Origin of the sequence: Pseudomonas taeanensis MS-3 (assembly GCF_000498575.2) — a bacterium.
Classification (GTDB): Bacteria; Pseudomonadota; Gammaproteobacteria; order Pseudomonadales; family Pseudomonadaceae; genus Aquipseudomonas; species Aquipseudomonas taeanensis.
The window spans coordinates 768,856-781,387 of sequence record NZ_AWSQ01000004.1; the positions used below are offsets into that span (position 1 = coordinate 768,856).

Below are 12,532 nucleotides of genomic sequence, written 5' to 3' on the forward strand. Positions count from 1 at the left end.
ACCGGGGTAATCACCGGCCTTTCAGGTCTCAATCAGGCGCCGACGTGTCAACAGCAGAAGCAGCGCCACGACTGAAAAGCCGGCCCCAGCATAGAAGGTCACTGCAGCACCGAACTCCTGCCAGAGCCACCCTGCAATGACGCTGGCCAACAGCAACGCAAGCCCGCTGGCCAGGTTGAAGAGGCCAAAGGCGGTGCCCTTGAGGTCAGCTGGCGTGGTGTCCGCCACCAGTGACGCCAAAATGCCCTGACTAAAGCCCATGTGCAGCCCCCACAAGGCAACGCCGAGCAGCGCCATCGCGCTCGAATCGGCGTAGGCCAGAACCAGGTCGGCCACAATCAACAACAGCAAGCCGGCGCCCAGTAAGGCCGTACGGCTGACGCGATCCGACCACTTCCCCACAGGGTAGGCCGAGAGCATGTAGAACGCTGCCATCACCACCATGACCAGCGGCACCCAGGTGGCGGAAAATCCTGACTGCAGTGCCCGCAACACCAGAAACGCCTCACTGAACCGCGCCAGAGTGAACACCGCACCGATCCCGACTACCCACCAGTAGGCCCGGGAAAACTGGCGCAAAGAGCGGGGGTTAATCGGCGAGCGAAACTGCTGACCGGAGCCTTCCTGGCTAGGCTCACTGACCCCGAACAGCAGCAGACCGACCGCCACGGCTGCGGGTATCACCGCGAACCACAACACCCAGGTGATCTCCCCGGCAAACCACAGCATCAGCAGAATCGCCAGGATCGGCCCGAGAAAGGCCCCCACCGTGTCCAGTGACTGGCGCAACCCGAAGCAGGCGCCGCGAATTTCCGCCGTGGCCACATCAGCGACCAGCGCATCGCGCGGAGCACCGCGAATCCCCTTGCCGACCCGGTCGAGGATACGCGCGGTAAACACCGTGTCTGCTGAGGCCGCCAGGGGAAACAGCGGCTTGGTCAAGGCGGCCAAGCCATAACCAAGCAGCAGCAAACCTTTGCGCCTGCCAATGAAATCGCTGAGCGCCCCGGAGAACACCTTGACGATCAACGCGGTCGCCTCGGCCACGCCCTCGATCAGGCCGACGGTCAGCACGCTAACGCCCAGGGTGCCCACCAGAAATACCGGCAGCAGGCTGTGCACCAGTTCCGAGGACAGGTCCATGAACAAACTGACCAAGCCCAGCGCCCAAACCGTACGCGGGATGGCGCGGACCGAGGTGGCCGCGAGCTCTTGCATATCAATTGCCTCGACGTGGTTACGGCGGCTTTATTGCGTATGCGCCTGAGTTCAAGGGTAGAACCTGTATGCGCTCAGACGGATAGAGGCGCCCCTGTTTTTCCGCTCGGGCTCACTGGATGGCTGCGGCTGCCGCCGGTCAGCAGGGACTGCTTGGACTTTATCGCGCCGCCAGACTTTTAGCGCAGTGCGGCTCGAGGGTGAAGGTCTTGGAAACATCCACCATACCCAGGTGCTCAAGCGTTCGGCGGCCAATCAACACCGGGTAATTCATCTTGCCGCGGTTCTTCAGGGAAAACTGTTCGGAGTAGATCTGCTTACCGATGCAGATGTTCATCAGCACCACTGGACGCCGCTCTGCCCCGCCCGCACCGCGAACCTTCACGGTGCGCTCGACCCGACGCTCGAACGGGGCACTGACCACTTTGCCGGTGTTGCTGTCTTTGAGTTCGACATTGAAGCGCACCCACTTTTCCCCGTTCTTATGAAATGGCTGCAGGTCCTTGGCATCCATGGACGAGGTCAGCGCGCCAGTGTCGAGCTTGATTTTGACCGCGATGTTTTCCGGCTGGACCAAACCTTCCTCGATCCAGCCGAACACTTGTGGTGCTTTCGTGGACGCTGCTGCAGCGAAGGTCACAGGCGCGGCGAAGATCAGCAGCAGCGGGAGCATCAAGCTGGCCAAACGGTTCATCAGGTGAGTACCTCAGTTCGAGTGAGCGCCGACCATAGCCGAGCCCGTGTCAAAAAAACGTTAGGCCGAAACCACCAGCGATACCAGGCGAAACCCGCATTCGGCCCTCTTACCTGGTACTGGAAACTCGCGCCAACGAGCCATCCTCGAGCGCTGAGTCGCGCCGCAAACGCTCGACGGTGACATCCCCGATCTAGACGATATGCCGGCAGCACCTGGGCAAATCGCTTAAGCACTAACGGCCGCCCGCATTCGTCGAACGGTTGGTGAGTGAGTAAAGCCCCACCTTCACTAAAATTTCAGCTAGCAGTCGGTAGCCTGTGCTCGCGAACAAAGCCCAACTATTACCTCGTCCTTACATGAGAGTGCCCGATGGAAGAACTGAACCAGTCGCTGTTCCTGCTGCTTAATGCCAACACCCCCTCGACTGCGATGATCACGCTTGCGACGCTTCTAGCCGAGTGGCTGATCTATGCAGTGCCGCTGCTACTGGCGGGGCTGTGGTTATGGGGCCGTCGCGAACAGCGAACGGCAGCATTGACTGGCGTATTGAGCGTTGCCCTGGCATTGATCTGTAGCCAGTTGATCAGCACGCTCTGGCCACATCCGCGGCCCTTTATGCTCGGATTGGGACAGACCTTTCTGGCGCATGCGCCGGAGGCCTCCTTTCCCAGCGATCACGCCACCGTACTGTTCAGCCTGGGCTTTGCCTTGCTCGTCAGCGCACTGCGCAAGACCGCTGCTGCGCTTCTGCTGTCGGGGATAGTCGTAGGCTGGGCGCGCGTCTACCTGGGTGTGCACTTTCCCTTCGATATCCTCGGGGCACTGTTGGTGGCATACGCTGCATGCAGGGTTGCAGTCCCCCTGCAGAACAATTCGGTGCTCGGCTCACGTCTATTGACCGCGCTCGAGTCGCTCTACCGGCTGCTGTTTGCTCTACCGATAGCCAAAGGCTGGGTGCGGGAATAAATCCGCTCAACTCTTCGCCAACTCGCGCAAAGGATGATCAATGACCCTGACTCAGTTGCTCGCCGATTATGGCTACCTCGCGGTATTCGCCGGCTCGCTGCTTGAGGGTGAAAGCATGCTGGTGCTCGCGGGCTTTGCCGGACATCAGGGCTATCTGTCATTCCCGCTGGTGGTGCTGATCGCCTTATGCGGCGGCGTGCTGGGTGATCAGTTTTTCTTCTTTCTCGGCCGCCGGTATGGCGAGCAACTGATCAGGCGCTTTCCTCGCTGGCAACCCGGCGCTCAGCGAGTCAATCGCATGCTGCTGCAGCATCAAGTGAGCGTGATAGTCGGCGTGCGCTTCATGTACGGCCTGCGCATCGTCGGCCCGCTGGCGATTGGCATGAGCGAAGTACCCGCCTGGCGCTTCATCCTGTTCAACGTGATCGGTGCCGCGCTCTGGGCGCCGCTGATCGCCGGAGCCGGCTATCTGTTCGGGCAGACACTGCAATGGCTGTTTGCCGATATCAAACGTTATGAGGAGGCCGCACTGTTGCTTATCATCGCCACGGCGCTGCTATTCGGCCTGCTGCGGCACCGGCGTCGCAGCCCCTGAACCCGGGCGCGTCGACAGGCCTTGCAGGGCGCAGCAAACGCCTGCCGCTCAGGGGGCTTTGACCCCGCGCGCCGCTTCGGCCAGATAGAACCAGGTCGGCGCATCCAGCTGCAGGATGACTGCCTGACACCGGCTGGCGTCAGGCGCTGCCCCTCAGGCCAGTAGTTCCAGGGCTTTGGCGCTGCACTGCTGGATCCGCGCCCAGTCGCCGTTCTTGACCCACTCACTGTCGAACATCCAGGTACCGCCCACGCACATCACATTGGGCTGAGCCATGTAACGCTGCAGGTTGTCGGGATTGACGCCACCAGTCGGGCAGAAACGCACACCATTGAATGGCCCGCCGAGAGCCTTGAGCGCTGCAGTGCCGCCGCAGACTTCCGCGGGAAACAGCTTGAAGCGCCGGTAGCCCAGGGCATAACCGAGCATGATGTCCGAGGCGCTGCTGGTGCCTGGCAGCATCGGCACATCACTCTCCAGGCCGGCTTGCAGCAGTTCGGCCGTGGAGCCAGGGGTGACGATGAACTGCGCACCGGCCTCCTCGGCCGCCGCCAGCATCTGCCGATCCAGCACGGTACCGGCGCCCACGCACAGCTCCGGACGCTCTTCACGCAGGCGGCGAATGGCGGTCAAGCCGTGCACCGAGCGCAAGGTGATTTCCAACACCGTCAGGCCACCGGCGGCCAGGGCGTCGGCCAGCGGCAGGATGTCCTCTTCGCGCATGATGGTGATCACCGGCATGATCCGGGCACGGGCACAGAGGCGGTCAATCTGGGCGATTTTATCGGCCATGCGCTGTTGCTGGTTGTTGTCGAGTGTCGTCATAGCATCAGGTCCTTCGGGCCTATGGGCACCAGTAAATCTCAAGAGGGGAACGTAACAAGGCGCGAATCGGCATCTGTGCCACTTCGCCTGCGCCTAGGGCTGAACTGAGGGTCGTCAGCTTGCTCGGACCCTGGATGGCCAGCAGCGGTAAACGCGCTGACGCCAACAACGCCAGGGTCATACTCAGGCGCTGCCGCGGCTCGCTGGGGGCCAGCATCGGCAGGCAGCGGCGCGTGCCGGCCGGCCGCAGTGCCTGGGCCAGGTTCGGGCTATTCGGGAACAGCGACGCGGTATGCCCGTCATCGCCCATGCCCAGCACCAGAACATCGATGGGCGGCAACTCGGCTAGCGCCTGGTCGGCAGCCAGCGCCGCCTCTTCCATGCTGGCGGCTGGCCGATACAGGCCAAGCAGACGCGCGGCCGCCGCCGGCCCCTGAAGCAAGTGCCGACGCACCAGCGCCTCATTGCTGTCGGCATGCTCGACCCCGACACAGCGTTCGTCCGCCAGGCTGATTACCACCTGCGACCAGGGCAGTTGCTGCTGCGCCAGGCGCTGAAAAAACGCCACCGGACTGCGCCCGCCGGATACCACCAAGGTGGCCGTACCCTGAGTAGCAATCGCCATGCGCAGCGCCTCGGCCACCGCAGTGGCCAGGGCATCGGCCAGATGCGCCGGATCACTCAGGCTGCGCGCGACCACGCCAACCGGTAAATCGAGATCAGAGATCGCCATACCAGGACCTCCCATCGCGGGTAATCAGGGCAATCGAGCCCATCGGCCCCCAGGTACCCGCGGCATAAGGCTTCGGCGAGTCACCAAGTTTTTTCCAGCCGGCAATCAACTGATCGCACCACTGCCAGGCGCACTCGATCTCGTCCTTGCGCACGAACAGGTTCTGGTTGCCACGCATCACCTCCAGCAACAGGCGTTCGTAGGCATCGGGAATACGTGCGCTTTTGTAGGTGTCGGAGAAGCTCAGCTGCAACGGCCCGCTGCGCAGCTGCATGCCTTTATCCAGGCCTTGCTCTTTGGTCATCACCTGCAAGGCGATGCCCTCGTCCGGCTGCAGACGGATGATCAGTTTGTTGCCGATCAACTGGCGCTGCTCGGGGGCGAAGATGTAGTGCGGCGGCGCCTTGAAGTGAATGACGATCTGCGACAGCTTCTCCGGCATGCGTTTGCCGGTGCGCAGATAGAAGGGCACGCCAGACCAGCGCCAGTTGCAGATGTCCGCACGCAGGGCGACGAAGGTCTCGGTGTCGCTCTGGTTGTTGGAGTTTTCTTCCTGCAGATAACCGGGCACCGACTGGCCGCCACTGCTGCCGGCCACATATTGGCCACGCACCACCTGATTGGAGAGCTGCGAGGCGGTAATCGGCGACAGCGCCTTGAGCACCTTGACCTTCTCGTCGCGGATGCTGTCGGCGGACAGGTCGCTGGGCGGGTCCATGGCGATCAGGCAGAGCAGCTGCAGCAGGTGATTCTGAATCATGTCGCGCAGTTGCCCAGCTTGATCGAAATAGCCCCAACGACCCTCAATACCGACCTTCTCCGCCACGGTGATCTCGACGTGAGAGATGTAATTCTGGTTCCACTGGGTCTCGAACAGGCTGTTGGCAAAACGCAGGGCAATCAGGTTCTGCACCGTCTCTTTGCCCAGGTAGTGGTCGATCCGGTAGATACGGGTTTCTGGGAAGAACTCGGCGACTGCATCGTTTACCGCTCGCGAGGATTCCAGGTCGTGGCCGATGGGCTTTTCCAGCACCACCCGCGCACGCTCGGCCAGACCTACCCACGCCAGGTTGGCGCAAATCGACCCATAGACCGAAGCCGGTGTGGCGAAGTAGGCGATCAGCCGCTCACTATTGCCAACCTGCTCGACCAGCGCGGCGTAGTCATCCGCCTGAGTAAAATCCATGGTCAGGTAATGCAAGCGCGCCTGAAAACGCTGCATCACCGCCTCATCGACCTCGCTACCCGGCACGTAGCGGCGCAGGTGCTCATCAATGCTGGCCAAGTGCTGCTGCGCTTCGCCGGTTTCGCGCGCCAGGGCAAGAATCTGCGTATCGGCGTGCAACAAACCCGCTCGATCGAGCTGATACAGCGCCGGATAGAGTTTGCGCAGGGCCAGATCGCCCAGCGCGCCGAACAGAGCTAACGTACAAGATTCAACGGTTATCGAAGGCATGATATGTGTTCTTTTATCAAGTTAAACTAGAAATACCCTGTCACAGGGAATTTATCAAGGCTAAATGTAGTAATAAAAACAACATTCTTACAAAATCCACATTCCAGTGGTCGCCACCTGGAGCCATCAGTACGATAGGCCAGCAGTTTCACCGCCCTCATAAGGAACAAAGATGGATCGCGTGCGCAACCTTCTGGAACAGATCCAGAGCCGCCTCGACAGCCTGAACAAGGCCGAACGCAAAGTCGCCGAGGTCATTCTGCAGAACCCGCAGCAAGCCACCCGCCTGAGTATTGCCGCCCTGGCGCAAGCCGCGCTGGTCAGCGAGCCGACGGTCAACCGCTTCTGCCGTTCGTTTGGCGTTAACGGCTACCCCGAGCTGAAGATGCAGCTGGCACAGAGCCTGGCCAGCGGCGCCGCCTATGTCAGCCGCGCGGTGGAAGCCGACGACGGCCCAGAGGCCTACACCCGCAAGATCTTCGGTAGCGCCATTACCTCGCTGGATAGCGCCTGCCAGTCGCTCGACCCGCAGATCATCAGCCGCGCCGTCGACCTGCTGATCCAGGCCCGGCAGATCCACTTCTTCGGCCTCGGCGCCTCGGCGCCGGTCGCCCTGGATGCGCAGCACAAGTTCTTTCGCTTCAACCTGGCGGTGACCGCCCACGCCGACGTGCTGATGCAACGCATGCTGGCTTCGGTGGCACACACCGGTGATCTGTTCGTGATCATCTCCTACACTGGACGCACCCGCGAGCTGGTGGAGGTAGCGCACCTGGCGCGGGAAAATGGCGCCTCGGTGCTCGGCCTGACCGCCGCCGGCTCACCCCTGGCCCAGGCCAGCACCCTGAGCCTGGACATCCCGCTACCGGAAGACACCGACATCTACATGCCGATGACCTCGCGGATCATCCAGCTCACCGTGCTCGACGTGCTCGCCACCGGGGTGACCCTGCGCCGCGGCGTGGACTTTCAGCCGCACCTGCGCAAGATCAAGGAAAGCCTCAACGCCAGCCGCTACCCGACTGACGAAGAGCCGATCTGACGCACTGCCGCCCCCACCAACCGACCTAGCGTGATGCATCAGAAATATCCAACAGTTTCGTAGGCTGGATTAGCGGCGCATGCCTTCTAGGCACAGGCGACACACCTCTCCGAGCGACGCGTAACCCAGCACGGCGGCGCCATTGGCGCCATCAATGCTGGGTTACGTCGCGCCAAATTTGGTTACTTGAGCGGTGTACCGTGCGCGCGCCTAACCCAGCGAGGCAGCGGCAGTCTTTGACTCCATCAATCGCGCAACAGCGACCTGCCATCCATCTCCTGCGGCAGCGGCAGGCCCATCAGCTGCAGCAGCGTCGGGGCGATGTCGCACAGCCGCCCGTCCGCGAGCTTGAACTGCCCCGCTCGTTCGCTGACCAGAATCAACGGCACCGGATTGAGAGTATGCGCGGTGTGCGCCTGCCCCGATTCGGCATCGCGCATCTGCTCGACGTTGCCGTGATCGGCAGTGATCAGGCACTCGCCACCGGTCGCCAGGCTCGCCTCGACCACCTGAGCCAGACACTGATCCAGCACTTCGACCGCCTTGACGGCGGCAGCGAATGAGCCGCTGTGCCCGACCATGTCGCCATTGGCGTAGTTGCACACGATCAGGTCGAAGGCCCGGCTCTGGATCGCCTCGACCAGGCACTCGGTCAGCTCGGGCGCACTCATCTCAGGCTGCAGGTCGTAGGACGCCACATTGGGTGAGGCAATCAGAATTCGCTCCTCGCCGGCAAACGGCTGCTCGCGACCGCCATTGAAGAAGAAGGTGACATGGGCATACTTCTCCGTCTCGGCGATGCGCAATTGGGTCTTGCCCAGCGCCGCCAGATACTCGCCGAGGCTGTTGGTCAGCGACTCCGGCGCAAAGGCACAGGGTCCATCCAGCCTGTCCGAATAGCGAGTCAGGGTCAGCAGGCGCTCCTTGGCAATCAGCTGCGAGCGCTCGAAGGCGTCGAACCCGGGCTCGACCAGGGCCTGGCACAACTCACGGGCGCGATCGGGGCGGAAGTTCATGAAGATCAGCGCATCCTCCGCCGCCACCCTGACCGGCTGCCCCACCGCCGTGGCCTTGACGAACTCGTCCGACTCGCCGCGCGCATAGGCAGCCGCCAGCCCTTGCTCGGCGCTGCCGGCATGGAACTCGGCGTGGCCATCGACGATCAGACCATGAGCCGCCTCGATCCGCTCCCAGCGATTGTCGCGGTCCATCGCGTAGTAGCGTCCGATCAGCGAGGCGATGCGGCCCTTGCCCAGGCGCGTCAGCTCGGCCTCCAGATCGGCAATATCGGCCTGCGCACTTTTCGGCGGCGTGTCACGCCCATCGAGAAAGGCATGCACGTAGAAGCGCTCGATGCCGCGCTCGGCCAGTACCCGGCAGGCCGCGATGATCTGCTGACTGTGGCTGTGCACCCCGCCCGGCGACAGCAGGCCGAGCAGGTGCACCGCACCACCGCGGCGGCGCGCGCCATCCACCAGCGTCACCAGCGCCGGGTTGGCGGCGAACTCGCCATCGGCGATCGCCTTGTTGATGCGGGTGAAGTTCTGGTACACCACGCGGCCGGCACCGAGGTTCATGTGACCGACTTCCGAGTTGCCCATCTGCCCTTCGGGCAGACCGACGGCCAACCCCGAGGTGGCGATGCGACTGTGCGGATACTGCTCAAACAAGCTATCCAGGGTCGGCGTGCGCGCCGCAGCAAAGGCGTTGGAGTCAGCCTCCTGACGCAAGCCGATGCCATCCAGAATGATCAGGGTACGAGTGCTCATGCGGCCGCCTTCAGAAAATGTAATCGGTGGTCAGGAAAGTCGACTCGCGGTTGCGGATGATCTCGCTGACCAGTGCCTTGTTGCTCTCCTGGAACTTGGTCGCCACCAGGGTACGGATGGAGAACACCCGTAGCGCGTCATGCACCGACAGGGTGCCTTCGGCCGAGTTCTTGCGACCGTTGAACGGGTAGCTGTCCGGGCCGCGCTGGCACTGGGCATTGATGTTGATCCGCCCCACCTGATTGGCGAAGGCATCGACCAGCCGGCCGACCTGGGCCGAATTGCTGCCGAAGATGCTCAGCTGCTGACCGAAGTCGGAATCCAGCACGTAGTCGATCACCTTCTGCAGATCGCGGTATGCCACCACCGGCACCACCGGGCCGAATTGCTCCTCCTGATACACGCGCATGTCCGCGCTCACCGGATACAGCACGGCCGGGTAGAAGAACGAACCACGGCTCTGGCCGCCACCCGGATTGACCACCCGCGCCCCCTTGGCCACGGCATCGGCTACCAGGTCCTTGAGGTAATCGGTCTTACCCTCCTCGGGCAGCGGAGTCAGGGCGACGCCGGACTCCCAGGGCATGCCCGGCTTGAGTGCAGCCAGTTTGCTGTTGAATTTGTCGAGGAAGCTGTCGACCACATCCTCATGCACGAAGAGGATCTTCAGCGCGGTGCAACGCTGGCCGTTGAACGACAGCGCACCGGTGACGGCCTCATTCACCGCATTGTCCAGGTCGACCTCGGGCAGCACTATGCCCGGATTCTTCGCATCCAGACCCAGGGCGGCGCGCAGACGGTGCGGGCGCGGATGCAGCTTCTTCAACGCACTGGCGCCCTTGTGCGTCCCGATAAAGGCGAACACGTCGATCTTGCCGCTGGCCATCAGCGCGCTGACGGTCTCGCGCCCGCCGCCATAGATCACGTTGATCACCCCGGCCGGGAAGCTGTCGCGAAACGCTTCGAGCAGCGGACGAATCAGCAGCACACCGAACTTGGCCGGCTTGAACACCACGGTATTGCCCATGATCAGCGCCGGGATCAGCGTGGTGAAGGTCTCGTTCAACGGGTAGTTGTAGGGCCCCATGCACAGGGTCACGCCCAGCGGCACGCGGCGAATCTGGCCGAGGGTGTCCTGCTCCAGTTCGAAGCGACTGGAGCGACGATCCAGCTCCTTCAACGCATCGATGGTGTCGACGATGTAGTCGCAGGTGCGATCGAACTCCTTCTCCGAGTCCTTGAGGTTCTTGCCTATCTCCCACATCAGCAGCTTGACCACCACCTCACGCTGCTCGCGCATACGCGCCAGGAACGCCTCCACATGCTGGATGCGCTCGACCACGCGCATGGTCGGCCAGGCGCCCTGACCATTGTCATAGGCGCGCACTGCAGCATCCAGGGCAACCAGCGCCGCCTCGGCATCCAGCTGCGGCGTGCTGCCGAGAATCACCTGTTGATCGCCCTCCTCGGTGGCGAGGAACACTGGGCTGCGCACGGTTGCCAGGGGGCCGTTCCAGGTCAGTAGTCGGCCATCGACCAGGTAGTCGCGCTGCTCGATGGGCTCGCCCAGGCGGTACTGCTCGGGGATCTCGGCCAGGGTCGGGAATAGCGTGTCGAGACGGCTAGCGGTGGTCATGGCATTACCTCATCTGATAACAAGTGGCCCGGGCCGTCAGCAGACAGACGACCCATGCCCGGTGTGAACAACATTCACGGCAGCGGCCAGCCGCCGACGCCCGTCCCGCAACTCAGTGCTAGCCGGCCTGGCGCCGCGCCAGCAACGCCTCGGCGCTGTAGGCCGCGCGCCCCTGCAGCGCCTCTTCGATGCGCAACAACTGGTTGTACTTGCCGACCCGATCGGAGCGGCACAGCGAACCGGTCTTGATCTGCCCGGCGCAAGTGGCCACCGCCAGGTCGGCAATGGTGGTGTCCTCAGTCTCGCCGGAGCGGTGCGAGATCACCGCCGCATAGCCAGCCTCCTGGGCCATGCGAATGGCCGCGAAGGTCTCGCTGAGGCTGCCGATCTGGTTGTACTTGATCAGGATCGAGTTGCCGATGCTGCGCACAATGCCTTCCTTGAGGATCCGGGTATTGGTGACGAACAGGTCATCGCCCACCAGCTGCACGCGCCGGCCAAGTTTCTCGGTCAGGTAGGCCCAGCCATCCCAGTCGCTTTCGTCCATGCCGTCTTCGATCGAGACGATCGGGTAGCGCTCGCACAACCCGGCCAGGTAATCGGCAAAGCCCTTGGCGTCATAGGCCTTGCCCTCACCTGCGAGCACGTAGTGACCATCGCGGTAGAACTCCGAGGCCGCGCAATCCAGGGCCAGGGTGATGTCCTTGCCCAGCACGTAACCTGCACGCTCGACCGCCTGCTGGATCACCACCAGCGCCTCCTCGTTGGAAGCCAGCGAAGGAGCGAAACCGCCTTCGTCGCCGACGGCGGTGCTCAGGCCGCGCTCGCTCAGCACTTGCTTGAGCGTGTGGAATACCTCGGCACCCATGCGCAACGCCTCTTTGAACGAGCTGGCGCCGACCGGCTGAATCATGAACTCCTGGATGTCGACGTTGTTGTCGGCATGCTCGCCGCCGTTGATGATGTTCATCATCGGCACCGGCATGCTGAATTGCCCCGGCTGACCGTAGAGTGCCGCCAGGTGTTCGTACAGCGGCACGCCCTGCGCCGCGGCTGCCGCCCGGGCAGTCGCCAGGGACACCGCGAGAATTGCATTGGCGCCCAGCTCAGCCTTGCTCTCGGTGCCGTCCAGGGCAATCATCGCCGCATCGATAGCACCTTGGTCCAGCGCATCCAGGCCCAGGACGCAGTCGCGGATGGCGCCATTGACGTTGGCCACGGCGCGCATCACCCCCTTGCCCTTGTAGCGCCGCGATCCGTCGCGCAACTCCAGCGCCTCACGTGTACCGGTGGAAGCCCCGGAGGGCACGCTGGCGACACCCTCGGCACCACCGCTCAAGGTCACTACCGCCTCTACGGTCGGATTACCACGCGAGTCGAGAATTTCCCGCGCCGCGACCTGCTGGATAAGCGTTTTTTTATTCATGGCACTCGGCACCCTTTGAAGTCATTGGAGTCACTGTGCGATCAGTCTGCGCATCGAGCAGTTCGCGCTGCTCGGCATAGGCTTCGCGAAAATCGAAATCGCGCGGCCACTGCTGCCCGGTCTCCGCGACCACTGCTGAGCAGTTGTCCTGCATGCTTGGCTTGTTCAT

Annotated in this window: 12 protein-coding genes; 3 read left to right on the forward strand and 9 right to left on the reverse strand. The window is 62.8% G+C overall.

Going from position 1 to position 12,532, the window contains the following annotated elements:
* Positions 1 to 21: 21 nt before the first annotated feature.
* The gene (locus TMS3_RS17065; RefSeq protein WP_025166499.1) at positions 22 to 1,218 is read right to left on the reverse strand and encodes an MFS transporter; all 1,197 of its coding nucleotides are present in this window, start codon (positions 1,216 to 1,218) and stop codon (positions 22 to 24) included.
* Between the two features lie 160 nt (positions 1,219 to 1,378).
* Positions 1,379 to 1,912, reverse strand: a complete 534-nt coding sequence (gene rloA3, locus TMS3_RS17070) for a retropepsin-like aspartic peptidase RloA3 (protein ID WP_025166500.1) — start codon at positions 1,910 to 1,912, stop codon at positions 1,379 to 1,381.
* Positions 1,913 to 2,284: 372 nt separating this feature from the next.
* Between rloA3 and TMS3_RS17075 the strand changes: the two genes are divergently transcribed.
* Entirely contained in the window at positions 2,285 to 2,881 is a 597-nt protein-coding gene (locus TMS3_RS17075; RefSeq protein WP_025166501.1) for a phosphatase PAP2 family protein, read from the forward strand.
* Between the two features lie 40 nt (positions 2,882 to 2,921).
* Positions 2,922 to 3,476: a DedA family protein gene (locus TMS3_RS17080; RefSeq protein WP_025166502.1), complete on the forward strand. Its 555-nt coding sequence runs from the start codon at positions 2,922 to 2,924 to the stop codon at positions 3,474 to 3,476.
* Positions 3,477 to 3,629: 153 nt separating this feature from the next.
* Here the strand turns inward: TMS3_RS17080 and TMS3_RS17085 are convergent, their stop codons facing one another.
* From TMS3_RS17085 to zwf, 3 genes are read right to left on the reverse strand one after another with little or no spacing between them, the layout of a single operon-like run.
* Positions 3,630 to 4,301, reverse strand: coding sequence for a bifunctional 4-hydroxy-2-oxoglutarate aldolase/2-dehydro-3-deoxy-phosphogluconate aldolase (locus TMS3_RS17085; RefSeq protein WP_025166503.1), 672 nt, complete (start codon positions 4,299 to 4,301; stop codon positions 3,630 to 3,632).
* A gap of 19 nt (positions 4,302 to 4,320) precedes the next feature.
* On the reverse strand, positions 4,321 to 5,034 hold the full coding sequence (pgl, locus tag TMS3_RS17090; RefSeq protein WP_025166504.1) for a 6-phosphogluconolactonase: 714 nt from the start codon (positions 5,032 to 5,034) through the stop codon (positions 4,321 to 4,323).
* Entirely contained in the window at positions 5,021 to 6,490 is a 1,470-nt protein-coding gene (gene zwf / locus TMS3_RS17095; protein WP_025166505.1) for a glucose-6-phosphate dehydrogenase, read from the reverse strand. The genes pgl and zwf overlap by 14 nt, the downstream gene beginning before the upstream one ends.
* Positions 6,491 to 6,671: 181 nt before the next feature.
* Between zwf and TMS3_RS17100 the strand changes: the two genes are divergently transcribed.
* Complete coding sequence (locus TMS3_RS17100; protein ID WP_200929701.1) at positions 6,672 to 7,532, forward strand: MurR/RpiR family transcriptional regulator; 861 nt, start codon at positions 6,672 to 6,674, stop codon at positions 7,530 to 7,532.
* A 245-nt stretch (positions 7,533 to 7,777) separates the two neighbouring features.
* Here TMS3_RS17100 and gpmI read toward each other — a convergent pair whose 3' ends face one another.
* The 4 genes from gpmI to TMS3_RS25355 all read right to left on the reverse strand — a co-directional run bounded on the left by gpmI (position 7,778) and on the right by TMS3_RS25355 (position 12,532).
* Positions 7,778 to 9,301 (reverse strand): 2,3-bisphosphoglycerate-independent phosphoglycerate mutase, encoded by a 1,524-nt coding sequence (gpmI, locus tag TMS3_RS17105; RefSeq protein WP_025166507.1) that lies wholly within the window; start codon positions 9,299 to 9,301, stop codon positions 7,778 to 7,780.
* Positions 9,302 to 9,311: 10 nt separating this feature from the next.
* Positions 9,312 to 10,937, reverse strand: a complete 1,626-nt coding sequence (locus TMS3_RS17110) for an NADP-dependent glyceraldehyde-3-phosphate dehydrogenase (RefSeq protein WP_025166508.1) — start codon at positions 10,935 to 10,937, stop codon at positions 9,312 to 9,314.
* Positions 10,938 to 11,055: 118 nt separating this feature from the next.
* Entirely contained in the window at positions 11,056 to 12,363 is a 1,308-nt protein-coding gene (gene eno / locus TMS3_RS17115) for a phosphopyruvate hydratase (protein ID WP_025166509.1), read from the reverse strand.
* Entirely contained in the window at positions 12,356 to 12,532 is a 177-nt protein-coding gene (locus TMS3_RS25355) for a hypothetical protein (protein ID WP_160321039.1), read from the reverse strand. Before TMS3_RS25355 ends, eno begins: the two co-directional genes overlap by 8 nt.

Bases quoted from the DNA above. Each gene is read 5' to 3' on its own strand.
- zwf (WP_025166505.1), bottom strand. From the start codon at position 6,490: ATGCCTTCGATAACCGTTGAATCTTGTACGTTAGCTCTGTTCGGCGCG.
- TMS3_RS17080 (WP_025166502.1), top strand. From the start codon at position 2,922: ATGACCCTGACTCAGTTGCTCGCCGATTATGGCTACCTCGCGGTATTC.
- TMS3_RS17085 (WP_025166503.1), bottom strand. From the start codon at position 4,301: ATGACGACACTCGACAACAACCAGCAACAGCGCATGGCCGATAAAATC.
- TMS3_RS17075 (WP_025166501.1), top strand. From the start codon at position 2,285: ATGGAAGAACTGAACCAGTCGCTGTTCCTGCTGCTTAATGCCAACACC.
- eno (WP_025166509.1), bottom strand. From the start codon at position 12,363: ATGAATAAAAAAACGCTTATCCAGCAGGTCGCGGCGCGGGAAATTCTC.
- TMS3_RS17065 (WP_025166499.1), bottom strand. From the start codon at position 1,218: ATGCAAGAGCTCGCGGCCACCTCGGTCCGCGCCATCCCGCGTACGGTT.
- TMS3_RS17110 (WP_025166508.1), bottom strand. From the start codon at position 10,937: ATGACCACCGCTAGCCGTCTCGACACGCTATTCCCGACCCTGGCCGAG.
- gpmI (WP_025166507.1), bottom strand. From the start codon at position 9,301: ATGAGCACTCGTACCCTGATCATTCTGGATGGCATCGGCTTGCGTCAG.
- rloA3 (WP_025166500.1), bottom strand. From the start codon at position 1,912: ATGAACCGTTTGGCCAGCTTGATGCTCCCGCTGCTGCTGATCTTCGCC.
- TMS3_RS25355 (WP_160321039.1), bottom strand. From the start codon at position 12,532: ATGAACAAGCCAAGCATGCAGGACAACTGCTCAGCAGTGGTCGCGGAG.
- pgl (WP_025166504.1), bottom strand. From the start codon at position 5,034: ATGGCGATCTCTGATCTCGATTTACCGGTTGGCGTGGTCGCGCGCAGC.